The 20,795-nt window shown below is 69.4% G+C and carries 23 protein-coding genes, 1 pseudogene and 1 riboswitch; of the genes and pseudogenes, 17 read left to right on the top strand and 7 right to left on the bottom strand.

What is annotated here, in order from left to right; genetic code table 11:
* Positions 1–62 precede the first annotated feature (62 nt).
* A complete protein-coding gene (locus FE811_RS20360) occupies positions 63–350 on the bottom strand; it encodes a co-chaperone GroES (RefSeq protein ID WP_116222758.1) in 288 nt (95 codons plus the stop codon).
* 197 nt (positions 351–547) lie between these two features.
* On the opposite strand from FE811_RS20360, the gene FE811_RS20355 reads away from it, so the two are divergent.
* The 10 genes from FE811_RS20355 to FE811_RS20310 all read left to right on the top strand — a co-directional run bounded on the left by FE811_RS20355 (position 548) and on the right by FE811_RS20310 (position 8,789).
* On the top strand, positions 548–1,849 hold the full coding sequence (locus FE811_RS20355) for a glycosyltransferase family 4 protein (RefSeq protein WP_072463616.1): 1,302 nt from the start codon (positions 548–550) through the stop codon (positions 1,847–1,849).
* A gap of 61 nt (positions 1,850–1,910) precedes the next feature.
* Entirely contained in the window at positions 1,911–2,957 is a 1,047-nt protein-coding gene (locus FE811_RS20350) for a TraB/GumN family protein (RefSeq protein WP_116222759.1), read from the top strand.
* The gene (locus tag FE811_RS20345; protein WP_036758438.1) at positions 2,947–3,282 is read left to right on the top strand and encodes a DUF4440 domain-containing protein; all 336 of its coding nucleotides are present in this window, start codon (positions 2,947–2,949) and stop codon (positions 3,280–3,282) included. The genes FE811_RS20350 and FE811_RS20345 overlap by 11 nt, the downstream gene beginning before the upstream one ends.
* Complete coding sequence (locus FE811_RS20340) at positions 3,282–3,923, top strand: DUF1345 domain-containing protein (protein WP_116222760.1); 642 nt, start codon at positions 3,282–3,284, stop codon at positions 3,921–3,923. Before FE811_RS20345 ends, FE811_RS20340 begins: the two co-directional genes overlap by 1 nt.
* 66 nt (positions 3,924–3,989) lie before the next feature.
* Positions 3,990–4,910, top strand: a complete 921-nt coding sequence (locus FE811_RS20335) for a manganese-dependent inorganic pyrophosphatase (RefSeq protein WP_036758444.1) — start codon at positions 3,990–3,992, stop codon at positions 4,908–4,910.
* Between the two features lie 15 nt (positions 4,911–4,925).
* Positions 4,926–5,795 (top strand): TIGR01459 family HAD-type hydrolase, encoded by an 870-nt coding sequence (locus FE811_RS20330; protein WP_116222761.1) that lies wholly within the window; start codon positions 4,926–4,928, stop codon positions 5,793–5,795.
* Positions 5,796–5,903: 108 nt separating this feature from the next.
* A complete protein-coding gene (locus tag FE811_RS20325; protein ID WP_036758533.1) occupies positions 5,904–6,347 on the top strand; it encodes a MaoC family dehydratase in 444 nt (147 codons plus the stop codon).
* A 32-nt stretch (positions 6,348–6,379) separates the two neighbouring features.
* On the top strand, positions 6,380–7,309 hold the full coding sequence (locus tag FE811_RS20320; protein WP_116222762.1) for a bifunctional riboflavin kinase/FAD synthetase: 930 nt from the start codon (positions 6,380–6,382) through the stop codon (positions 7,307–7,309).
* The gene (locus tag FE811_RS20315) at positions 7,309–7,749 is read left to right on the top strand and encodes a YcgN family cysteine cluster protein (protein ID WP_036758454.1); all 441 of its coding nucleotides are present in this window, start codon (positions 7,309–7,311) and stop codon (positions 7,747–7,749) included. The genes FE811_RS20320 and FE811_RS20315 overlap by 1 nt, the downstream gene beginning before the upstream one ends.
* Positions 7,746–8,789 carry a low specificity L-threonine aldolase gene (locus FE811_RS20310; RefSeq protein ID WP_116222763.1) on the top strand — a complete coding sequence of 348 codons (1,044 nt, stop codon included), beginning with the start codon at positions 7,746–7,748 and terminating at the stop codon, positions 8,787–8,789. Before FE811_RS20315 ends, FE811_RS20310 begins: the two co-directional genes overlap by 4 nt.
* Positions 8,790–8,900: 111 nt before the next feature.
* Here the strand turns inward: FE811_RS20310 and FE811_RS20305 are convergent, their stop codons facing one another.
* From FE811_RS20305 to FE811_RS28360, 3 genes and pseudogenes are all read right to left on the bottom strand, one after another.
* Positions 8,901–9,368, bottom strand: coding sequence for a CinA family protein (locus FE811_RS20305; RefSeq protein ID WP_116222764.1), 468 nt, complete (start codon positions 9,366–9,368; stop codon positions 8,901–8,903).
* The gene (locus tag FE811_RS20300; RefSeq protein ID WP_036758463.1) at positions 9,365–9,862 is read right to left on the bottom strand and encodes a phosphatidylglycerophosphatase A; all 498 of its coding nucleotides are present in this window, start codon (positions 9,860–9,862) and stop codon (positions 9,365–9,367) included. The genes FE811_RS20305 and FE811_RS20300 overlap by 4 nt, the downstream gene beginning before the upstream one ends.
* Positions 9,863–9,864: 2 nt before the next feature.
* Positions 9,865–10,988: pseudogene (locus FE811_RS28360) on the bottom strand (bifunctional 2-C-methyl-D-erythritol 4-phosphate cytidylyltransferase/2-C-methyl-D-erythritol 2,4-cyclodiphosphate synthase).
* A 147-nt stretch (positions 10,989–11,135) separates the two neighbouring features.
* On the opposite strand from FE811_RS28360, the gene rpiA reads away from it, so the two are divergent.
* Genes rpiA through hflC form a run of 4 tightly spaced genes read left to right on the top strand, consistent with a single transcriptional unit; the run spans position 11,136 to position 15,646 of the window.
* Positions 11,136–11,870, top strand: coding sequence for a ribose-5-phosphate isomerase RpiA (gene rpiA / locus FE811_RS20290; protein WP_370362688.1), 735 nt, complete (start codon positions 11,136–11,138; stop codon positions 11,868–11,870).
* A complete protein-coding gene (gene gorA / locus FE811_RS20285; RefSeq protein WP_116222765.1) occupies positions 11,867–13,267 on the top strand; it encodes a glutathione-disulfide reductase in 1,401 nt (466 codons plus the stop codon). The genes rpiA and gorA overlap by 4 nt, the downstream gene beginning before the upstream one ends.
* A 58-nt stretch (positions 13,268–13,325) precedes the next feature.
* On the top strand, positions 13,326–14,531 hold the full coding sequence (hflK, locus tag FE811_RS20280) for an FtsH protease activity modulator HflK (protein WP_036758471.1): 1,206 nt from the start codon (positions 13,326–13,328) through the stop codon (positions 14,529–14,531).
* A complete protein-coding gene (gene hflC / locus FE811_RS20275; RefSeq protein WP_116222766.1) occupies positions 14,531–15,646 on the top strand; it encodes a protease modulator HflC in 1,116 nt (371 codons plus the stop codon). The genes hflK and hflC overlap by 1 nt, the downstream gene beginning before the upstream one ends.
* A 76-nt stretch (positions 15,647–15,722) precedes the next feature.
* Here hflC and FE811_RS20270 read toward each other — a convergent pair whose 3' ends face one another.
* A complete protein-coding gene (locus FE811_RS20270) occupies positions 15,723–16,916 on the bottom strand; it encodes an AI-2E family transporter (RefSeq protein WP_116222767.1) in 1,194 nt (397 codons plus the stop codon).
* 171 nt (positions 16,917–17,087) lie between these two features.
* A riboswitch (TPP riboswitch) is annotated at positions 17,088–17,218 on the top strand.
* A gap of 65 nt (positions 17,219–17,283) precedes the next feature.
* Between FE811_RS20270 and FE811_RS20265 the strand changes: the two genes are divergently transcribed.
* The gene (locus FE811_RS20265) at positions 17,284–17,925 is read left to right on the top strand and encodes a TenA family protein (RefSeq protein WP_116222864.1); all 642 of its coding nucleotides are present in this window, start codon (positions 17,284–17,286) and stop codon (positions 17,923–17,925) included.
* Positions 17,926–17,928: 3 nt separating this feature from the next.
* Here FE811_RS20265 and FE811_RS20260 read toward each other — a convergent pair whose 3' ends face one another.
* On the bottom strand, positions 17,929–18,402 hold the full coding sequence (locus FE811_RS20260) for an NUDIX hydrolase (protein ID WP_116222768.1): 474 nt from the start codon (positions 18,400–18,402) through the stop codon (positions 17,929–17,931).
* A gap of 182 nt (positions 18,403–18,584) precedes the next feature.
* On the bottom strand, positions 18,585–19,607 hold the full coding sequence (gene ilvC / locus FE811_RS20255; RefSeq protein ID WP_036758482.1) for a ketol-acid reductoisomerase: 1,023 nt from the start codon (positions 19,605–19,607) through the stop codon (positions 18,585–18,587).
* Positions 19,608–19,733: 126 nt separating this feature from the next.
* On the opposite strand from ilvC, the gene FE811_RS20250 reads away from it, so the two are divergent.
* Together FE811_RS20250 and FE811_RS20245 are read left to right on the top strand one after the other, a co-directional pair.
* The gene (locus tag FE811_RS20250; protein WP_116222769.1) at positions 19,734–20,189 is read left to right on the top strand and encodes an Lrp/AsnC family transcriptional regulator; all 456 of its coding nucleotides are present in this window, start codon (positions 19,734–19,736) and stop codon (positions 20,187–20,189) included.
* Positions 20,186–20,644 (top strand): Lrp/AsnC family transcriptional regulator, encoded by a 459-nt coding sequence (locus FE811_RS20245; protein ID WP_116222770.1) that lies wholly within the window; start codon positions 20,186–20,188, stop codon positions 20,642–20,644. Before FE811_RS20250 ends, FE811_RS20245 begins: the two co-directional genes overlap by 4 nt.
* Positions 20,645–20,795: the final 151 nt, after the last annotated feature.

Raw genomic sequence — 20,795 nt, 5'->3', positions numbered from 1 at the left:
GAACTTAACTTCTTTCGCAGCCATCTGTTCTGCTCCTTGAATGGGTTATCGGAAGGGGACGATCAGGCGATGATGCCCAGGATGTCGCTTTCCTTCATGATCAGCAGTTCTTCGCCATCGACCGAGACCTCGGTGCCCGACCATTTGCCGAACAGCACCCGGTCGCCGGGCTTGACCGCGGGCGCGATCAGCTCGCCCGAATCCTTGCGCGCGCCTTCGCCCACGGCGATGATCTCGCCCTCGGCGGGTTTTTCCTTGGCGCTGTCGGGGATGATCAGCCCGCCCTTGGTTTTCTCGTCCGACTGGACGCGACGGACCAGAACGCGGTCGTGCAGCGGTTTGAAAGCCATTGTAGAACACTCCGGTGTTTCAGGTTGCAGTGTTGCAGCTGTTGGCACTCGGATCGGGTGAGTGCCAATGGCGAACCATCTAGGCGCCTGCCCGCGGCCTGTCAACGGTCTGCAATCGCGAAATCGGCCATGAAATCCGCTTGACGGGCTTTCCGCGGCGCGGCTAGGCCGAAGGGAAAGCAGCGGGGGCGGAGCTTATGGTGGAACGGCGTCTGAAGGCCCTTGTCATCGCCGAGGCGGCGAACCCGGAATGGGTCTCGGTGCCGCTGGTCGGCTGGTCGCTGGCCCATGCGCTGCGCGGGGTGGCCGATGTGCATATCGTCACCCAGGTCCGCAACCGCGAGGCGATCCTGCGCGCCGGCCTGGTCGAGGGGCGCGATTTCACCGCCATCGACAGCGAAAAGCTGGCCGCGCCGATGTGGCGGCTGGCCGAGCGGCTGAGCATGGGCAAGGGCGTGGGCTGGACGATGAAGACCGCGGTCTCGACCCTGGGCTACGGCTATTTCGAGCGGCTGGTCTGGCGCGCCTTCGGCCCGGCGATCCGCGCCGGGCAATACGATGTCGTGCATCGGGTGACGCCGCTGACGCCGACGGCGAACAGCCGCATCGCGCCGCTTTGCGCCCGCGCGGGCGTGCCCTTCGTCCTGGGGCCGCTGAACGGCGGCGTGCCCTGGCCCAGGGGGTTCGACAGCGAGCGGCGGCGGGAAAGGGAATGGCTGTCCTATGTCCGCGGCGCCTACAAGGCGCTGCCGGGCCGCGGCGCGATGCTGCGCCATGCCTCGGCCATCCTCTGCGGCTCGCTGCACACGCTGGGCGAGATCCCGGCGCGCTACCGGGCCAAGACCGTCTGGCTGCCGGAAAACGCCATCGAGCCCTCGCGCTTCAGCCTGACCGCGCCGCAGCCCGGCACATTGCCGCTGCGCGGCTGCTTCATCGGCCGGCTGGTGCCCTACAAGGGCGCCGACATGGCGATCGAGGCGGCGCTGCCCTTGCTGCGCGACGGCCGGATGGTGCTGGACATCGTCGGCGACGGCCCGCAGGCCGAGGCGCTGCGCGACCTGGTCGCGCGCGAAGCGGTGGGGCAGGCAGTGCGTTTCCACGGCTGGCTGCCGCATGCCGAGGTGCAGGGCGTCGCGGCGCAGGCGCAGCTTCTGGTGTTCCCCTCGGTGCGCGAGTTCGGCGGCGGCGTGGTGCTGGAGGCGATGGCGCTTGGCGTGGTGCCGGTGATCGCCGATTACGCGGGACCGGGCGAGCTGGTCGACGACGCGACGGGTTTCCGCATTCCGATGGGCCGCCGCGCCGATCTGGTGGCGGGGCTGCGGGCGCGGCTGGAGGCCATCGCCGCCGATCCGGCGGTGCTGCCCGCGATGGCGGCGGCGGGGCAGGCCCGCGTCATGCGCGATTTCACCTGGGCCGCCAAGGCCGCGCAGGTCGAGCGCATCTGGCGCGCCGTCGCGGCCGGGGCGCCCCCGCCGCAGGAGCTGCCCCTGCCGCGCTAGGCTGGCGCCCTGCGCGCGCCCGTGCCATGCTGCCGCCATCCTCGATGCCGGAACCGATCCCATGCGCCTCAAGCCGATCCTGACCGCCCTTTTCGCCGCCGCGACCCTGGCCTTGCCGGCGGCGGCGCAGGATTGCGTGGGCCAGAACCTGTTCGAGCGCATGCCGCCCGCGCGGCTGGCCGAACTGCACGCGGCCGCCGAGGGCGTGCCCTATCGCCAGGGCCTGTTCTGGCGGGCCGAAAAGGGCGAGCGGCGGGTGACGCTGCTGGGCACCTATCACTTCGCCGATCCGCGCCACGGCCTCGCCATGGACCGCTTCGGCCCCGAGCTCGACGAAGCCGCCCTGCTGATGGTCGAGGCCGGCCCCGAGGAAGAGGCGCGGCTGACCCAGGCCATGGCCGCGGACCCGTCCCTGCTGGTCGACCCCGAGGGGCCGACCCTGCCCGAGCGCTTCACCGATGCCGAGTGGAAATCGCTTGCGGCCGCGCTGGAGGCGCGGGGCCTGCCGGCGGTGATCGCCAGCCGGCTGCGGCCCTGGTATGTGGCGGTCATGCTGGGGGTCTCGCCCTGCATGATGCGGCTGATCGAGGAAAGGGGCGATCCCGGCGGGCTCGATCACCTGCTGGTGGAACGCGCCCAGGCCGCCGGGGTGCCGGTTCGCGCGCTGGAGCCCTGGGACACGGTCCTGACCCTGTTCGCGGACATGACCCCCAGGGAAGAAGAGGACATGATCCGCGCCGCCATGCCCGCCGCCGAATATGCCGACGATTACGCGGTGACGCTGGCCGATACCTATTTCGCCGGCGACAGCTGGCTGATCTGGGAGTTCGGCCGTTTCGACGCCTATGACCATTCCGGCCTGAGCCGGGCCGCGGTCGACGAGCAGATGCGGCTGGCGCAGGAAAAGCTGATGGACCGGCGGAACGAAAGCTGGATCGAACCGATTGAGCAGGCGGCGGCCGAGGCGGCCGGGCAGGGCAAGGGCGTGGTGATCGGCTTTGGCGCGCTGCACCTGCCGGGAGAGCATGGCGTGCTGCGGCTGCTGGAGGAAAGGGGCTGGAGCATCAGCCCGATCATGCTGGAGGAGGGGACGGGCGATGGCGGATGAGCTTTGGCGCGAGGAACGCGAATTCTGGCTGGCCGGGGTGGCCGAGGCGGCGCGCAAGCTTGACGGCTCCTGCCTGATGGCCTTTCAGCCCAGGGGCATCATGAACCGCGCCGCGGTGATCGCCGCGCTGCAATCCGCCCCGCGCTGGCAGGAAGTGACCATGGCCGACCGCGCCAGCATCGAGACCGACGAGGTTTGCGTGCTGGCCTATCGCGCCACCGCGCGCCGCGCCGGGGCCGAGACCTATCGCGCGCTCTGCACCACGACCTGGATCCGCCGCGCCGGCGACTGGCGCATCCTGCAGCACCAGCAGACCCCGGTCTGATGCTGCAAGACCTGCGCAGGCACCTGCGCTTCCTGCTGAGCTTTGCGCTTGGCCTTGCCGCGGGGCTGGCGCTTTACCGCATGCAGCCGGTGGACCGGCTGCTGGTCTTTTCCGTGCTGTTCTGCACCGGCTACCTGCTGCTGACCGGGCTTCTGATGCGGGGCATCAGCGCGCAGGATCTGCGCGGCCAGGCCGACCGCGACGACGAGGGGATGATCCTGATCGTGCCGCTGGCCGTCGGCGCGGTGGCGATCAGCCTGGCCGCCATCCTGCTGACGATCCGCGACCCCCATGCCGGGATCGCGCTGCGCCCGGTGCTGGCGCTGGCCTCGGTGCCGCTGGGCTGGGCGATGATCCATACCGTCATGGCCTTCCACTATGCCAGCCTGTGGTATGCGCCCGGCCCGGACGGGACCGAGGCGCGGGGCCTGGGCTTTCCGGGCCTGGCCCCGGACGCGGATGCGGGGATCTGGGATTTCCTCTATTACAGCTTCACGCTGGGCATGGCGGCGCAGACCGCGGACGTGACGGCGCTGAGCACGCGGATGCGGCGGGTGACGCTGTTCCATTCGGCCTTCTCGTTCTTCTACAACACCGTGCTGCTGGCGCTGGCGGTGAATGCGGCCGTCTCGCCGGGTTGATAGACATTGCCGGGCCGCGCCCCTATAACCCCGGCGAATTTTCCGCCCAAGCTTCAGGGGATCCCCATGATCAAGGTTTTCGGCCACAAGGCCCCCGACACCGATTCGACCGGCTCGCCCATCATCTGGGCCTGGTATCTGTCCGAGGTGCGCAAGACCCCCGCGCAGGCCGTGCTTCAGGGCGAGCCGAACACCGAGGCCGCCTGGATGCTGGCGAAATGGGGCCTCGACCAGCCCCAGATCATCGCCGACGTGGCGCCGGGCGAGCAATGCGTGGTGGTGGACACCAACAACCCCGCCGAGCTGCCCGATTCGCTGGCCGAGGCCGATGTGATCGAGATCATCGACCACCACCTGCTGGCCGGCGGCATCCGCACGCGCCTGCCGATCAACATCACCATCCGCCCGCTGGCCTGCACCGCGACGATCATGCACGACCTGATCGGCGACGAGGATCTGGCCCGCGCGCCCCGCGCCATCAAGGGCGCGATGCTGACCTGCATCCTGTCGGACACGCTGGAGTTCCGCAGCCCGACCACCACGCCCCACGACCGTTTCGTGGCCGAGAAGCTGGCAAAGGATCTGGGCGTCTCGATCCCCGAATACGCGGCCGAGATGTTCGCGGCCAAGTCGGACGTGTCGGCCTTTACCGAGGAAGCCCTGCTGCGTATGGACAGCAAGGAATACGAGCTGGGCGGCAAGCAGCTGCGCGTCTCGGTGCTGGAGACGACCGCGCCGCAGGTGCTGCTGGACCGCAAGGCGGCGCTGATGGCCGCCATGCCCGCCGTTGCGGCCGCCGATGGCGCCGACGAGGTGCTGCTGTTCATCGTCGACATCCTGAACGAGGAAGCGACCTTGCTGGTGCCGAACGATTTCGTCCGTCAGGTCGCCGAGAAAAGCTTCAACGCCACGGTTTCGGGCGACAGCGTGGTGCTGCCCGGCGTCATGTCGCGCAAGAAGCAGATCATCCCGGCCCTGGCCGTCTGACCGAAGGGCAGTTCCATGACGCAGATCATCCGCTCGCTTGACGAGATCGCACCGAATTACGACGTCCTGTTCTGCGATCTCTGGGGCTGCCTGCACAATGGCGTCGCGGCCTTCCCGGCCGCGGTCGCCGCCTTGCAGGGCTTTCGCGCCGGCGGCGGGCGGGTGGTGCTGCTGACCAATGCGCCGCGCCCGCGCCGCTATGTGGCGGCGCAGCTGGACGCCATGGGCGTGCCGCGCGACGCCTGGGACGCCATCGTCAGCTCGGGCGATGCGGCGCAGGACGCGATGTTCGCCGGCGCCGTCGGCCGCCGGGTCTGGGCCATCGCCCAGCCCAAGGACGAGGGCTTCTTCACCGACATCCCCGAGGAATGGCGCGATGCCCCGGCCATTTCCCGCGTCGCGCTGGACGAGGCCGAGGGCATCGTCTGCTGCGGGCTTTTCGACGACCTGGTCGAGGTGCCCGAGGATTACCGCGCCCGGCTGATGCTGGCGCGCGAACGCGGGCTCAAGCTGCTTTGCGCCAACCCGGACGTGGTGGTGGACCTGGGCGAGAAGCGGCTTTACTGCGCCGGCGCCCTGGCCGAGCTTTACGAGGATCTGGGCGGCACCTCGCTGTATTTCGGCAAGCCGCATCCGCCGATCTATGACCTTGCCCGCCGCCGGCTGGGGCTGGGCGAGGATGCCCGCATCCTGGCCATCGGCGACGGCATCGCCACTGATATCGCCGGCGCGACGGGCGAGGGGCTGGACGCGCTGTTCATCACCGGCGGCCTTGCCTTCGACCAGTTCGGCGCGGATGTGGAAAACCCCGACCCGGCCCAGCTTGGGGAATGGCTGGCGCTGCGGTCGCAGAACCCGGCCTATGCCATCGGCCGGCTGCGCTGAACGGTTCGGTAACAATCCGTCCTTTCGGATGGTGCCCGTGTTATTTTGTTGCGCGCCCATGCTTTTGCTGCTATGCAGCATGAAGCCACTCATCGGGAGCATTGAATGATGCTGGACAACCTTCCGCGCGGCACGATCGTCATCGAGGATCTCGAGGTCGGGATGATGCGCTACCTGCAGAAGGTAGTGACCGACGAGGATATCGAGATGTTCGCCCAGGTCTCGACCGACCGTAATCCGGTGCATCTGGACGAGGCCTATGCGCAGGACACCATCTTCGAGGGGCGCATCGCCCATGGCATGCTGACCGCCGGGCTGATCTCGGCCGTGATCGGCGAGCAGCTGCCCGGCCATGGCACGGTCTACCTGGGCCAGACATTGAAATTCATGGCCCCCGTCCGGCCCGGCGACATGGTGCGCGCCGAGGTCACGGTCGAGGCGATCGACCACGCAAAGCGCCGCGTGACCCTTGCAACCCGCTGCCTCGTCGGCGATACGGTCGTCCTGAAAGGCGAGGCGGTCGTTCTGGCGCCAAGCCGCAAATTCGACTGACAGGGCCGGCCGCCGGCCCACCGGGGGCCCGATTGCGCATCCATCACGACTGGAAAGCTCTGCCGCTCGATGCCCGCGGGGCCACCGTCGCCATGGGCAATTTCGACGGCGTCCACCTGGGCCATCGCTCGGTGATCGACGCGGCGCGCGCCGCCTGCGACGCGGCGCTCGGCGTCATCACCTTCGAGCCGCATCCGCGCGAGTTCTTCGCCCCAGACGCGCCGCCTTTCCGGCTGATGAACGTGGAATCGCGGGCGAACCGGCTGGCGCGGCTGGGGGTGGACCATCTTTACCAACTGCCCTTCGACGCGGTGCTGGCCGGGCTTGCGCCCGAGGCCTTCGCGCGCGAGGTGCTGGTCGAGGGGCTGGGCGTGCGCCATGTCACCGTCGGCTCCGACTTCTGCTTCGGCCGCAAGCGGTCGGGCGATGCGCAGACCCTGGCCCGGCTGGGCCGCGAGATGGGCTTCGGCGTCACCGTGGCACCGCTGATCGGCGATGGCGCGGTGCAATACAGCTCGACCGCGATCCGCCAGGCGCTGACCGAGGGCCGCACCCGCGACGTCGAGCGCATGCTGGGCCATTGGCACCGCATCGACGGCGAAGTGCTGCATGGCGACAAGCGCGGCCGCGACCTGGGCTATCCGACCGCGAACATGGCGGTCGAGGGGCTGCACCTGCCGGCGCTCGGCATCTATGCCGTGCTGGTCGACGTGCTGACCGGGCCGGACCGCGGCAGCTACAAGGGCGTGGCCAGCCTTGGCGTGCGGCCGATGTTCGGCGAGAACCGGCCCAACCTGGAAGTGCATGTCTTCGATTTCGCCGCCGACCTCTATGGCCAGCACCTGTCGGTCGCCCTGGTCGAATATCTGCGCCCCGAGGCCAAGTTCGACACGCTCGACGCGCTGGTCGCGCAGATGGACCGCGACAGTGCCCAGGCGCGCGAGATCCTGGCGACCCGCTGATGCGCGAACGGTTCTGGGAACTGCCGCTGGCGCGCCTCGACAAGGAGGAATGGGAGGCGCTTTGCGACGGCTGCGGCAAGTGCTGCCTCAACAAGATCGAATATGAGGATACGGGCGAGCTGGCCTTTACCCGCGTCGCCTGCCGGCTGCTGGACGGCGAGACCTGCCAATGTTCCAGCTATGCCAACCGCCATGATTTCGTTCCCGATTGCGTCGTCCTGACGCCCAAAAAGCTCAAGGAGATCGCCTGGTGGCTGCCCTCGACCTGCGCCTACAGGTTGCGCGCCGAGGGCAAGCCGCTTTACGACTGGCACTATCTGATCTCGGGCGATCGCGAATCGGTGCATCGCGCCGGCGCCTCGGTGCGCGGCTGGACCGTCAGCGAGCTTTCCGTGACCGAGGACGACTGGGACGAGCATATCATCGAGGATCTTTCATGAATTTCGCCTCGGACAATGCGGGCGGCGTGCATCCCCGCATCATGGCCGCGCTTGCCGCCGCGAACGAGGGCCATGTGCCCTCCTACGGCCAGGACAGCATCACCCGCGCCGCCCAGGACCGCCTGCGCGAACTGTTCGACGCGCCCGAGGCGGCGGTGCATTTCGTGGCCTCGGGCACCGCGGCCAATGCGCTGTCCGTGTCGCTGCTGGCGCCGGGCTGGGGCAAGGTCTTCTGCCATGCCGACGCCCATGTGCAGACCAGCGAGACCGGCGCGCCCGAGTTCATGACCGGCGGCGCCAAGCTTGTCCCGGTGCCCGGCGCCGGCGGCAAGATCACCCCCGAGGCGCTGGCCGAAGCGCTGGTGGTCCATGGCCGCGATTCGGTCCATGCCGGGCGGAACGCCGCGCTGACCCTGACCAACGCGACCGAATGGGGCACGGTCTACACCCCGGACGAGGTCGATGCCCTTGCCGCCGTCGCCCGCGATGCCGGGCTGGGGCTGCATATGGACGGGGCGCGCTTTGCCAATGCGCTGGCCGGGCTGGACGTGGCGCCGGCCGACCTGACCTGGCGGGCGGGCGTGGACATCCTGTCGCTGGGCGGCACCAAGGACGGCTGCATGGGGGTCGAGGCGGTGCTGATCTTCGACCCCGCGAAATCCGAGGAGTTCGAGTTCCGCCGCAAGCGGGCCGGGGCGCTGGTCTCGAAGCATCGCTATCTGGCGGCGCAGGTGCTGGCCTGGCTCGAGGGCGACCTGTGGCTGCAACTGGCGCGCCACGCCAATGCCATGGCGCATGAGCTGGCGCTGGGTCTGGCGCGGCTGCCCGGCGTGCGCATCGACCAGCGCGTCGAATCGAATGCGGTCTTTGCCACCATCCCGGCCGATCTGCATCGCCGCGCCTGCGCCGGCGGCCTTTGCTATCACCTCTGGCCGCACAGCCAGAAGGCCGGGGAAGACGAGCCGGTCGGCGTCCGGCTGGTCTGCGGCTGGGACACGCGGCTCGAGGACGTGACCGGCGCCTTGCAGGCCCTGGCCTGACGCCGCCCGGCGGGGGGTGGCGTCGCCTTGGCCTTGGGCAGCCCGGCGGGCGCGACCTGATCTTGCTGTGTGGGTGTACCGTCCGGCATTCGCCCCCGCATTGCCGCGCCCCTAGGTCAGCGCGGCCTTCAGCAAAGCCAGCGCGTGGTCCACGGTGGCGGCGCGCACCGCGGCGCGGCCGCGGGGGCCGAAATCCACCGTCTCGGTGCTGACGCCGCCGGCATCGGCGATGCCGAAGCAGACCCGGCCCTCGGGCTTGTGCTCGGACCCGCCGGGGCCGGCGATGCCGGTGACGGCGACAGCGACGCCGGCCTGCGAACGGGCCAGCGCGCCCGAGGCCATCTCGGCCGCGATTTCCTCGCTGACCGCGCCGTGGGCCTCCAGCGTCTCGGGGTGGATGCCCAGCATCTCGACCTTGGCGGCGTTGGAATAGGTGACAAAGCCCCGGTCCACCGCGTCCGACGAGCCCGGCACGTCGGTCAGCCGCCCGGCGATCAGCCCGCCGGTGCAGCTTTCGGCGGTGGCGATCATCACCCCGCGCCTGCGCGCCAGGTCCAGGACTTCGGCCGGGTCGGTCACAGCATCGGCTCCAGCACGGCATGGTAAAGCCCGGCCAGGATGACCGAGACCACGCCGGCGAACAGCCCCGCCCACAGGTCGTCCGCCATCACGCCCAGCGTGCCGCCGCGCCGGTCCGCGCGCCCGACCAGCCAGGGTTTCCAGATGTCGAACAGCCGAAACAGCAGGAATGGCGCGACGAAGCCCGGCCAGGCCGCCAGGATCGAGACACCCTTCTGCGCCAGCGGGATCACGGTGAAGCTCATGGCCAGCCATTGCCCCGCCACCTCGTCGATGACGACCCAGGACGGGTCGCCGTCGGCGCTTTGCGCCAGTACGCGCGGCACCGCCCAGAAGCCCAGCACGGTCGCCAGCACGAAACCCGCCGGCACCAGCATCGGGTGCAGCCATTCATAGGCCGCGACCCCCAGCACCACCGCGGCGGCCGAGCCCCAGGTGCCGGGCGCCGGCCGCAGGTGGCCGATGCCGAAGAATGTCGCGATCAACTTGTCCATGATTACCCCTTGACCAAAGTGACGGTGGCAATGGCGGCGATGCCTTCCTCGCGCCCGGTGAAGCCCAGCCGTTCCGAGGTGGTGGCCTTGACGCTGACCCGGTCGGGCTCGACCCCGACGATCTCGGACAGCCGCAGCGCCATGGCGCCGGCATGGGGCCCGACCTTGGGCCGCTCGCAGATCAGCGTCACGTCGGCGTTCGAGATCTCATAGCCCATCTGCCGCGCCAGCATCGCGGCATGGCGCAGGAAGATATGGCTTTCCGCGCCCTTCCATTGCGGGTCCGAGGGCGGGAAATGCCGGCCGATGTCGCCCTGCGCCAAGGCGCCATAGATCGCGTCGGTCAGCGCGTGCATCCCCACGTCGGCGTCGGAATGGCCCAGCAGCGCCTTGTCATGCGGGATCTTCACCCCGCACAGCCAGACATGGTCGCCTGTGGTGAAGGCATGCACGTCGAAACCATTGCCAAGCCGGATGTCCATCGCGTCCCCCAGGATACGCTCGGCCCGCGCGAAATCCTCGGGCCAGGTCAGTTTCAGGTTGTCCTCGTCCCCCGGCGTCACGGTGACGGGCAGGCCGGCGCGGATCGCCAGCTCCACGTCGTCCGCCGCGCCCTCGGGATGGGCGCGATGCGCGGCCAGGATGGCGTCCAGCGCAAAGCCCTGCGGGGTCTGGGCGCGAAACAGCCCCTCGCGGCTGGNTCCGCGGCCCGCCACAGCGCATCGGTGACGGGCAGGGCGGGGGCGGCGGCGGGCGCGCCGGCGGCAAGCGCCGCGACCACGCCGTCGATCACGCCGGGCGACACCAGCGGGCGGGCGCCGTCATGGATCAGCACATGGGTCACGCCGCTGCCTTCCAGGCTTTCCAGCGCCGCGCGCACGCTGTCGCTGCGCGTCGCGCCGCCGGCGACCAGCACCACCGGGCCGGCAAGCTCGGCGAGGCCGCGCGCCATGTCCTCGGGCGCGAGCGTCACCACGATGCGCGGGAAGCCGGAAAAGGCGGCGATGCTGCGCTCGAGCACGCTTTGCCCGGCCAGGCCGCGCCATTGCTTGGGCAGGCCCTCGCCTGCGCGGGTGCCGCGGCCCGCGGCGGTGATGATGGCGGCATATGTGGCGGGTATCGTCATGGCCGCCAGATGTAGGTCAGCCGCCGCCCCGAGGCAATCGCCGCCGGTCAGGCGTTTCGTCGCGGCCAAAAGACGCAGCCGGTAGTGGCCCATGGCGCGGCTTGTGCTTATAAGGACGGCCATGTGCCGCCTGCCATTCAGCCAAGGATTCCCGTCATGACCGATCCCGCCGTCACCGATCTTTCCAAGGATGCCGCCGCCCGCGCCGCGGTGGCGCTGGTCGAGCCGGGGATGCGGCTGGGGCTGGGGACCGGCTCGACCGCGGCGATCTTCGTGCGCCGCCTGGCGCAGCGGGTGCAGGAGGAAGGCTTTGCGCTGCGCTGCGCCGCGACCTCGAAGGCGACGGCGGAGCTGGCGACCGCGCTGGGGCTGACGGTCGAGGACCTGGACGCCATCGGCTGGCTGGACCTGACCATCGACGGCGCCGACGAGGTGGACCCGGACCTGAACCTGATCAAGGGCGGCGGCGCGGCGCATCTGCGCGAAAAGATCGTCGCCACCGCCTCGGACCGCATGGTGGTCATCGCCGACCAGGGCAAGGTGGTGGACCGGCTGGGCGCCTTTCACCTGCCGGTCGAGGTGATTCCCTTTGGCTGGCAGGCGACCAGGACGCTGATCCAGCGCGCGCTGGACCGGCTGGAGCTGACCCAGCGCCCGATCCTGCTGCGCAAGCGGGCCGATGCGCCCCTGCGCACCGACGAGGGCAACCTGGTGCTGGACCTGGCGCTGGAATCGATCCCCGATGCCGAGGCGCTGGCGGCCGAGCTGTCCGCGATCGCCGGGGTGGTTGAACACGGGCTGTTCCTGAATATCTGCGAGCTGGCGATCATCGGCTGCCCGGACGGGTCGGTGGTGGAGTTGCGGCGCGAGGACATGGCATGAAATTCGACTACGACCTTTTCGTCATCGGCGGCGGCTCGGGCGGGGTGCGCGCGGCGCGGATCGCGGCCAGCGAATACGGCGCCCGCGTCGGCCTGGCCGAGGAAAGCCGCATGGGCGGCACCTGCGTCATCCGCGGCTGCGTCCCCAAGAAGCTGATGATCTTCGCCTCGCAAGCCGGCGCCGCGGCGGCCGAATCGCGCGGCTACGGCTGGCAGGGCGCGGGCGAGGGCCGCTTCGACTGGGCCGAGTTCCACGGCAAGCTCCTGCGCGAACTCGACCGGCTCGAGGGCGCCTATACCTCGGGGCTGGTGAATGCCGGGGTCGAGGTCCACATGCAGCGCGCCCGGCTGCACGACGCGCATACGGTCGAGCTGGCCGACGGCCAGCGCCTGAGCGCCAAGCATATCCTGATCGCGGTCGGCGGCCGGCCGCAGCGCCCCGACATTCCGGGCAAGGAACTGGGGCTGATCTCGGACGACCTGTTCACGCTCGACAGGCTGCCGGGCCGGGTGCTGGTGGTGGGCGGCGGCTTCATCGCCTGCGAATTCGCCACCATCCTGCAGGGCCTGGGCAGCGCCACCGTGCTGGCCTATCGCGGCGATGCGGTGCTGCGCGGCTTCGACGCCGAGATGCGCCGCCATGCCACCGAGCAGCTGCGCGCCATCGGCGTCGACGTGCGGCTGGGCACCAACCCGGCGCGGCTGGACCGCGAGGGGGCGGGCGTCCGCGTCACCTTCGAGGACGGCGGCAGCGAGATCTTCGACGCGGTGATGTTCGCCACCGGCCGCGCGCCCTATACCAAGGGGCTGGGGCTCGAGGAGGCCGGCGTCCGGCTGGGCCGCAGGGGCGAGATCGCGGTGGACGAATGGTCGCAAAGCTCGGTGCCGTCGATCTATGCCGTGGGCGACGTGACCGACCGGGTGAACCTGACCCCGGTCGCGATCCGCGAAGGGCACAGCTTTGCCGACACGGTCTTCGGCGCCCGGCCGCGCAAGGTCGACCACCGGCTGGTGGCCAGCGCCGTCTATACCCGCCCGCATGAGGTGGCGACCATCGGCCTGACCGAGGAAGAGGCCGAGGCCTGCGGTCCCGCCGACATCTATGTCGCCAGCTTCAGGCCCATGCGCTCGCTTTTCGCCGGCTCGGATGCGCGGGCGGTGATGAAGCTGGTGGTAGACGGCGAGACCGACAAGGTGCTGGGCTGCCACATCTTCGGCCCCGAGGCGGGCGAGATGATCCAGATGATCGCGATTCCGCTGGGCATGGGCGCGACCAAGGCCGATTTCGACGCCGCCATCGCCGTGCATCCGACGCTGGCGGAAGAGCTTGTGACCATGCGCAAGCCTTCGCGCCGCGTGGGGGCGGCAAAAATGGACAAACCCGCCGCATCGGCTTGATTTTCCGGCCGAAGGCACCAGTTTCAACCAGACAGACATCAAGCGAGGCACGAGAGGTATGGCAGGACAAGGCCCCTGGGGCGGCGGCGGAGATGACGGCAAGGGCGGCAAGCAGCCGCCGCAAGGGGGCGGCCAGCCCCCCTGGGGCAGTCCGGGCGGCGGCAGGGACGACCGGCCGCAGGGTCCGCGCCGCGGCGACCAGATCCCCGAGATCGAGGAACTGGTGCGCAAGGGCCAGGACCGGCTGCGGGTGCTGATGGGCGGCAAGGGCGGCGGCGGTGGCAACCGCGGCGGCGGCCCGCGCCGGCCGCAGGGCCCGCAATTCCAGATGAGCCGCGGCACCTGGGGCATCGCGGCGCTGGCCGTGCTGGCGGTCTGGGCCTTTTCCAGCTTCTACACCGTCAAGCCCGAGGAACGCGCGGTCGAGCTGCTGTTCGGCAAGCCCGTGGGCACCGGCGAGCCGGGCCTGAACTTCGCGCCCTGGCCCGTCGTCACCGCCGAGGTGGTGCAGGTCTCGGGCGAGCGGACCACGGAGATCGGCACCGGCCGCGCCGGGCCGATGGATTCGGGGCTGATGCTGACCCGCGACCAGAACATCGTGGACATGGCCTATCAGGTGGTCTGGAACATCTCGGACCCCGAGAAATTCCTGTTCAACCTGGCCGATCCCGACGACACCATCCGCGCCGTCTCGGAATCCGCCATGCGCGACATCGTGGCGCGTTCGGAACTGGCGCCGATCCTGAACCGCGACCGCGGCGCCATCGCCGACGACCTGAAGCTGGCGGTGCAGAACACGCTGAACGACTACGAGGCCGGGATCAACGTGCTGCGCGTCAACCTGGACCGCGCCGACCCGCCGCGCGAGGTGATCGACAGCTTCCGCGAGGTGCAGGCCGCCCAGCAGGAACGCGACCGGCTGGAGAAAGAGGCCGACGCCTATGCCAACCGCGTGCTGGCCAGCGCCCGAGGCGAGGCCGCCGCCGTGATCGAACGCGCCGAGGCCTATCGCGCCGAGGCGGTGAACAACGCCGAGGGCGAGGCCGCGCGCTTCAACTCGGTCTATGACGAATATGTCAAGGCGCCGGAGGTCACGCGCCGCCGGATGTATCTGGAAACCATGGAGAAGGTTCTGGGCGGGGTGAACAAGGTCATCCTCGATGGCGAGGCCGGGCAGGGCGTGGTGCCCTATCTGCCGCTGGATCAGCTGCGCAGCGGGGCCTCGGGCTCCGGCAACACCAATACCGGCGGGGGGAACCAGTGATGAACCGTGCAATCTCGCTTCTGGCGCTGCCCTTCCTGGTCGTGGTGGCGGTCCTGGTCATCGCCGCGCTCTATATCGTCGACGTGCGCGAAAAGGCGCTTGTCCTGCGCTTCGGCGAGGTGGTCGAGGTGCGCGAGGAGCCGGGCCTGGGCATCAAGGTGCCCTTCCTCGACAACGTGGTGAAATATGATGCCCGCATCCTGGGCCTGCCGACCCCGCCGATGGAGGTCACGCCGCTGGACGACCGCCGCCTGGTGGTCGATGCCTTCGCGCGCTGGCAGATCACCGACGTGGTGCAGTTCCGCCGCGCGGTGGGCTCGGGCGGCATCGAATTCGCGCAGCGCCGGCTTGAGCCGATCGTGACCAATGCGATCCGGCAGGTGCTGGGCTCGGTGCCCTCGACCACGGTGCTGTCGGACGACCGCACGCCGCTGATGAACCGCATCCGCGACCTGGCCCGCGACGACGCCCGCGACCTGGGCATCCGCGTCATCGACGTGCGCCTGACCCGCACCGACCTGCCCGAGCAGAACCTGACCGCGACCTATGCCCGGATGCGCGCCGAGCGCGAGCGCGAAGCCGCCGACGAGATCGCCCGCGGTGGCGAGGCCGCGCAGCGCGTCCGCGCCGCCGCCGACCGCACCGTGGTCGAGCTGACCTCGGAAGCGCGCAAGCGGGCCGAGGTGGTGCGCGGCGAGGCGGATGCCCGCCGCAACGCCATCTATGCCGACGCTTTCGGCCGCGATCCCGAGTTCTTTGCCTTCACCCGCTCGATGACCTCCTATGAGCGGGCGCTGAAGGGCGAGAACAGCTCGCTGGTGATCCAGCCCCAGGGCGAGTTCTTCGACTACCTGCGCAATGACGGCGCGGACCGGGCCAATCCGGTGCCGGTGCCGCCGCCCGCCGCCACCGAGCCCGAGTCGGAGGAGGAGCCGCAGACCGAAGGCGCGCTGCAACCGGGCGAGACCCCGGCGCCGGCCGAAACCGACCGCACCGGCCAGCCCCTGGGCTCCAGCGCCGGGGTGACGCTGACGCCGCTGCCGGAATCGCTGGCCAGCCCGCCGCAGGAAGAGCCGGTGGTGCCGCCCGCCCCGACGCCGGCCCCGGCCGACTGATCCGCGGGACGAACAGCGCAAATGGAAAGGCGGGACGCGGCTTGCGTCCCGCCTTTTTCATGCCGGGGGCCGGCGGTCATTCCAGGCCGATGAGCTTGCTGTCCTGCCGCTGTTCCTCTTCCGACAGTTCGCGCTGCCATTCCCGCCAGATCGAGACCAGCAGCGCCATCAGCACCGGACCGACGAACAGCCCGACGATGCCCATGGTCTTGACCCCGCCGATCAACCCGAAAAAGGTCGGCAGGAAGGGCAGCTTGACCGGACCGCCGACCAGGACCGGGCGGATGGTCTTGTCCACCACGAACAGCTCGCAGGTGCCCCAGATGAACAGCGCCGCCCCGGCAAAGGGCGTGCCGCTGGCCACCAGATAGGCCGAGACCAGGGTGAAGGACAGCGGCGCGCCGCCGGGGATCAGCGCCATGAAGCCGGTGATGACGCCGAATGTCACCGGCGAGGGCACGCCGGCCAGCCAATAGGCGATGCCCAGGATCACCCCTTCGCCGATGGCGATCAGCGTCATGCCGGTCACGGTCGAGCTGATGGTGGCGGGCACCACGCGCGACAGCCGGCTCCAGCGGTCGGGCAGGATGCGGCGGCCGACCTGGTCGATCTGCGCCACGATCCTGTCGCCGTCGCGGTAAAGCACGAACAGCGTGATCAGCATGAACAGCAGCGTCAGCGCCAGATGGAAGGCCAGCGTGCCCGCCGTCACCGCACCGCGATAGATCGCGCCGATGTTCGAGCCGCTGACCAGCTGCACGATCTCGCTGATGCCGCCGGGGCGGCCGACATAGGTCTGCCAGTTCTCGTCCAGCCAGTCGCCGACCTGCGGCAGCTCGACCATCCAGCCCGGCGTCGGCGCGCCCGAGCTGTTGACCACGATCGCCCAGTTGATCCAGTCGCGCAGCTCGCGGAAGGCATAGATCAGCGCCATGGCGATGGGGATCAGCAGGAAGCAGACCAGCACCAGCACCAGCAGCGTGGCCGCGCCGGTGCGGCCCAGGTTCAGCTGGTGGGCCGCGCGCTCGCGCAGGGGCCAGCTGGCCAGCGCGATCACCATGGCCGCCAGCACCGGCACCAGGAAGCCGTGGAAGAAGTAGATCGAGGCCGCCACGATGGCCAGCAGCAGCCAGCGCGCGGCCGAGATATTGGTCAGCAGGGGCGGCCGGTGCAGGCGCAGACCGACCTGTTTCGGGCTTTGCTGCAGGGCGGCGGCGGCGGGGTTCGGCTCGGTCTTGGTCGTGGGTTTCGGCATTTCGCCTGTCGTCATGGTTCCCGGTCCTGACTGCGGGCGGCTCGCGCGCCCGCCCTGTCGCAACGAGATAACATCTGGCCCCCGGCTGCAAGACGGAATGCCGCCTCGGGCCCGGCCGCTCCCGGATTTCCCGGCTCACGATCCTGTGGGCGGCGCGTGACAGCCGCGGCCATCCGCGCTAACCTTGGCGCCACCAAGGGGAGCCCCGGCAAGGGGCTGAGAAACCGCTGGCCCGGTGCGACCTGCAACGGGCGGCGCGGTGACCCTTTGAACCTGACCCGGATCATGCCGGCGGAGGAATGGGAATGACGCACCTGCCTTTTGCCGGCCTCACCGCGAGGCCGCCGCACCGACGGTCTCGCCCCCAAGCCATGAGGGCATGATGACCGAAAGTTTCTTTGAGACCCTGCGCCGGGAATGCGCGACGGAATGGTCCGCCGCCGTCGGCCACCGCTTCGTGCGCGAAGTTTGCGACGGCAGCATCGCGGATGCGGCGATGGCGCGCTACCTGGTGCAGGACCACCGTTTCCTCGACGCCTTCCTGACGCTTCTGGGCGCCGCCATCGCCTCGGCCGACCGTTTCGAATCGCGGCTGCGCTTCGGCCGCTTCGCCGGCATGGTCTCGGGCGAGGAGAACGACTATTTCCTGCGCGCCTTTGCCACGCTTGGCGTAGGCGAGGCGGACCGCGCCGCCATTCCCGACAGCGCCCCTACCGCGGGTTTCCAGGCGCTGATGCGCGAGGCGGCCGAGACGCGCGCCTATCCCGCCGTTCTGGCGGTGCTGAACGTGGCCGAGGGGCTCTATCTCGACTGGGCCATGCGCGCGACCCAGCCGCTGCCGGCGAATTTCGTCCATGCCGAATGGATCACGCTGCACGACAATCCCTTCTTCCGCGATTTCGTCGGCTTCCTGCGCGACGAATTCGACCGGGCGGGCCCCGAGGCCGCAGAGCAGGCGCGGGACTTCTTCCGCCGCGCCGTCACGCTGGAACTGGCGTTTTTCGACAATGTTTTCGCTGCTTAGCGATCAATCCTCGATGATTTCTATCTCGGGCGGGCTGCCGGGCGGCCCGCTTTCGCGATAGTCCAGCACGATGCGCGCCAGTCCGGCCGGGGCCAGGCGCTGGGAGGTGTGGCGCATCTCGGCCAGGCTCCACCAGCGGAATTCGCGGATGGTGGCGGCTTCGGGCGCGTCCTGGATCGCCGGGGTGAAGCCGGGGGTCTCGACCAGGAAATAGTCCTCGGACTGCCGCCAGCGCTGCCGGTGCAGCGTCATGGTCACGCGGCGCCGCCAGACCAGCGGGCCCAGGGCGGGCAGGGCCAAGCCCAGCTCCTCGGCCAATTCGCGGCGCAGGGTCTGTTCCGGCGTCTCGCCCGGCTCGGTGCCGCCGCCGGGGGTGATCCACCAGTCGCCGCCGCCGTAATCGACCCGCATCAGCAGCACCCGGTCCTCGGGCGTCAGCAGAATGACCCGCACGGCCTGCCTGTCGATGATCCGCATGTTCCTTGCCCTGAAAACGCCCGGCCTGCCGGGCTAGCACATGCCCGGCCAAGGGCGGCGTGGCCTGCGGCCTCCGCGATCGGGAAAGCTCGCCCGACGCGATATGCCGGCTCCCGCCGCGCGCCTCTGCGCCCGCGAAATGGAAAAGCCCCGCCGGGGCGGGGCTTTCCATGGCATCGCGCTCAGTTGCGCTCCTTGTCCACCATCTTGCCCTTGGAGATCCAGGGCATCATGCCGCGCAGCTTCTCGCCGACCTTCTCGATCTGGTGTTCGTCGTTGATGCGGCGGGTCGCCTTGAAGAAGGGCTGGCCCACGGCGTTCTCCTGCATGAAGTCGCGCACGAACTTGCCGGTCTGGATGTCGGTCAGCACCGCCTTCATCCGCGCCTTGGTCTCTTCATAGGGCAGCACGCGCGGGCCCGAGACGTATTCGCCATATTCCGCGGTGTTCGAGATCGAATAGTTCATGTTGGCGATGCCGCCCTCGTAGATCAGGTCCACGATCAGCTTCACTTCGTGCAGGCATTCGAAATAGGCCATTTCCGGCTCGTAGCCGGCCTCGACCAGGGTTTCGAAGCCCATGCGGATCAGCTCGACCAGGCCGCCGCACAGCACCGCCTGCTCGCCGAACAGGTCGGTTTCGCATTCCTGGCGGAAGTTCGTCTCGATGATGCCCGAGCGGCCGCCGCCGATGGCCGAGCAATAGCTCAGGCCGATGTCCATGGCCTTGCCGGTGGCGTCCTGATGCACGGCGACCAGGCAGGGCACGCCGCCGCCCTTGACATATTCGCCGCGCACGGTGTGGCCGGGGCCCTTGGGCGCCATCATGATCACGTCCACGCCGGGCTTGGGCTCGATCAGGCCGAAATGCACGTTCAGCCCGTGGGCAAAGGCGATGGCCGCGCCTTCGCGCAGGTTGTCATGCACGTATTTGCGATAGGTCTCGGCCTGCAGCTCGTCGGGCATGGTGAACATGATCAGGTCGGCCCAGGCGGCGGCCTCGGCGATGCCCATGACCTTCAGCCCCTCGGCTTCGGCCTTCTTGGCCGAGGCGGAACCCTCGCGCAGGGCGACGACCAGGTTCTTGGCGCCGGAATCGCGCAGGTTCAGCGCATGGGCATGGCCTTGGCTGCCATAGCCCAGCATGGCGATCTTCTTGTCCTTGATCAGGTTCACATCGCAGTCGCGATCGTAATAGACACGCATCGGGATCTCCCTCGTTTCGATGCGAGGGTTCTAGCAGCGTTCCGATGGCAGTTCTGTGCAATCTTCGCGGATATGCTGGAGTTTTGGCGACAATCATGCCAAGAATGCCATAAAGGTGAAAAATTCATGCCCGACGCGACCGACCGCCGCATCCTGCGCCAGCTTCTGGCCGATCCCGACATCGCGAACGCCGAGCTGGCCGAGCGGGCAGGGGTCACGCCGGCCAGCCTGTGGCGCCGGCTGGAACGGCTGCGCCAGGCGGGGGTGATCTGCGCCACCGAAGCCCGCATCGACTGGCGCAGGCTTGGCTACGAGGTGCAGGTCAGCCTGCGCTTTACCCTGGACAAGACCCATCCCCGCGCCTTCGACGAGTTCATCGCCGCCGCCCGGCGCGTGCCCGAAGTGACCGAGATCCAGACCTTCCTGGGCTCGGTCGATCTGCGGCTGTCGGTGATCGCCCGCGACATGGCGCATTGGCAGCAGCTCTATCGCGAAAGCATCCTGACCCTGCCGCATGTGGCCGACAGCGATGCGCTGATGCTGGTCTCGACCATCAAGGACGTGCAGGAGCTGCCGCTGTGAGTTTTCACCCCGATGCGACGGATCTGGCGATCCTGCGGCTTCTGGCCGAGGATGCGACGCGCGGCGCGGCCGAGATCGGCCGGACCCTGGGCCTGACCCAGCCCGCGGCCTGGCGGCGCATCCGCCGGCTGACCGAGGCGGGGGTGGTCGCCGGGCGCCGGGTGGTGGTGGACAAGCCCGCCCTGGGCTTCGGCGTCACCGTGTTCCTGGGCATCCGGCTGGCCGCCAAGGGCCGCGTCAGCCTGGAGGATTTCGAGCGCGCAGTGACGGCGATCCCCGAGGTGCAGGTGGTGCAGCATGTGCTGGGGCAGTTCGACTACCGCCTGCGCATCCATGCCCGCGATATCGCCGATTTCGAGCGCATCCTGCGCCGCCGCATCATGACCCTGCCCGGCGTGGGCCAGGTCGAGGCCAATGTCATGCTTTCAGAAGAACGCCGGCTGGGGCCGCTTTAGCCCGGCGGCTGTCGGGCCCGCGCATCTGGAAACGCAAGCTTGCCGCGGGAATGTGACCGGCCGCGCGGCCTCGCACCCGCTATGCAGCGGTACAGGTTGCCCAAGCGGTCCGGCTTGCAGGGAGGGCGGAATGCCAAGGCGGAATGCCAAG

This window comes from Paracoccus sp. FO-3, from assembly GCF_006386455.1.
GTDB classification, from domain to species: Bacteria; Pseudomonadota; Alphaproteobacteria; order Rhodobacterales; family Rhodobacteraceae; genus Paracoccus; species Paracoccus versutus.
The sequence above is the reverse complement of the archived record's forward strand: the minus strand, read 5'-3'. Positions and strand labels throughout refer to the sequence as shown.

What these genes read in the sequence shown, in the direction of transcription:
- FE811_RS20360 (WP_116222758.1), bottom strand. Translation starts at nt 350, where the DNA reads ATGGCTTTCAAACCGCTGCACGACCGCGTTCTGGTCCGTCGCGTCCAG.
- FE811_RS20355 (WP_072463616.1), top strand. Translation starts at nt 548, where the DNA reads ATGGTGGAACGGCGTCTGAAGGCCCTTGTCATCGCCGAGGCGGCGAAC.
- FE811_RS20350 (WP_116222759.1), top strand. Translation starts at nt 1,911, where the DNA reads ATGCGCCTCAAGCCGATCCTGACCGCCCTTTTCGCCGCCGCGACCCTG.
- FE811_RS20345 (WP_036758438.1), top strand. Translation starts at nt 2,947, where the DNA reads ATGGCGGATGAGCTTTGGCGCGAGGAACGCGAATTCTGGCTGGCCGGG.
- FE811_RS20340 (WP_116222760.1), top strand. Translation starts at nt 3,282, where the DNA reads ATGCTGCAAGACCTGCGCAGGCACCTGCGCTTCCTGCTGAGCTTTGCG.
- FE811_RS20335 (WP_036758444.1), top strand. Translation starts at nt 3,990, where the DNA reads ATGATCAAGGTTTTCGGCCACAAGGCCCCCGACACCGATTCGACCGGC.
- FE811_RS20330 (WP_116222761.1), top strand. Translation starts at nt 4,926, where the DNA reads ATGACGCAGATCATCCGCTCGCTTGACGAGATCGCACCGAATTACGAC.
- FE811_RS20325 (WP_036758533.1), top strand. Translation starts at nt 5,904, where the DNA reads ATGCTGGACAACCTTCCGCGCGGCACGATCGTCATCGAGGATCTCGAG.
- FE811_RS20315 (WP_036758454.1), top strand. Translation starts at nt 7,309, where the DNA reads ATGCGCGAACGGTTCTGGGAACTGCCGCTGGCGCGCCTCGACAAGGAG.
- FE811_RS20310 (WP_116222763.1), top strand. Translation starts at nt 7,746, where the DNA reads ATGAATTTCGCCTCGGACAATGCGGGCGGCGTGCATCCCCGCATCATG.
- FE811_RS20300 (WP_036758463.1), bottom strand. Translation starts at nt 9,862, where the DNA reads ATGGACAAGTTGATCGCGACATTCTTCGGCATCGGCCACCTGCGGCCG.
- gorA (WP_116222765.1), top strand. Translation starts at nt 11,867, where the DNA reads ATGAAATTCGACTACGACCTTTTCGTCATCGGCGGCGGCTCGGGCGGG.
- hflK (WP_036758471.1), top strand. Translation starts at nt 13,326, where the DNA reads ATGGCAGGACAAGGCCCCTGGGGCGGCGGCGGAGATGACGGCAAGGGC.
- hflC (WP_116222766.1), top strand. Translation starts at nt 14,531, where the DNA reads ATGAACCGTGCAATCTCGCTTCTGGCGCTGCCCTTCCTGGTCGTGGTG.
- FE811_RS20270 (WP_116222767.1), bottom strand. Translation starts at nt 16,916, where the DNA reads ATGACGACAGGCGAAATGCCGAAACCCACGACCAAGACCGAGCCGAAC.
- FE811_RS20265 (WP_116222864.1), top strand. Translation starts at nt 17,284, where the DNA reads ATGACCGAAAGTTTCTTTGAGACCCTGCGCCGGGAATGCGCGACGGAA.
- FE811_RS20260 (WP_116222768.1), bottom strand. Translation starts at nt 18,402, where the DNA reads ATGCGGATCATCGACAGGCAGGCCGTGCGGGTCATTCTGCTGACGCCC.
- ilvC (WP_036758482.1), bottom strand. Translation starts at nt 19,607, where the DNA reads ATGCGTGTCTATTACGATCGCGACTGCGATGTGAACCTGATCAAGGAC.
- FE811_RS20250 (WP_116222769.1), top strand. Translation starts at nt 19,734, where the DNA reads ATGCCCGACGCGACCGACCGCCGCATCCTGCGCCAGCTTCTGGCCGAT.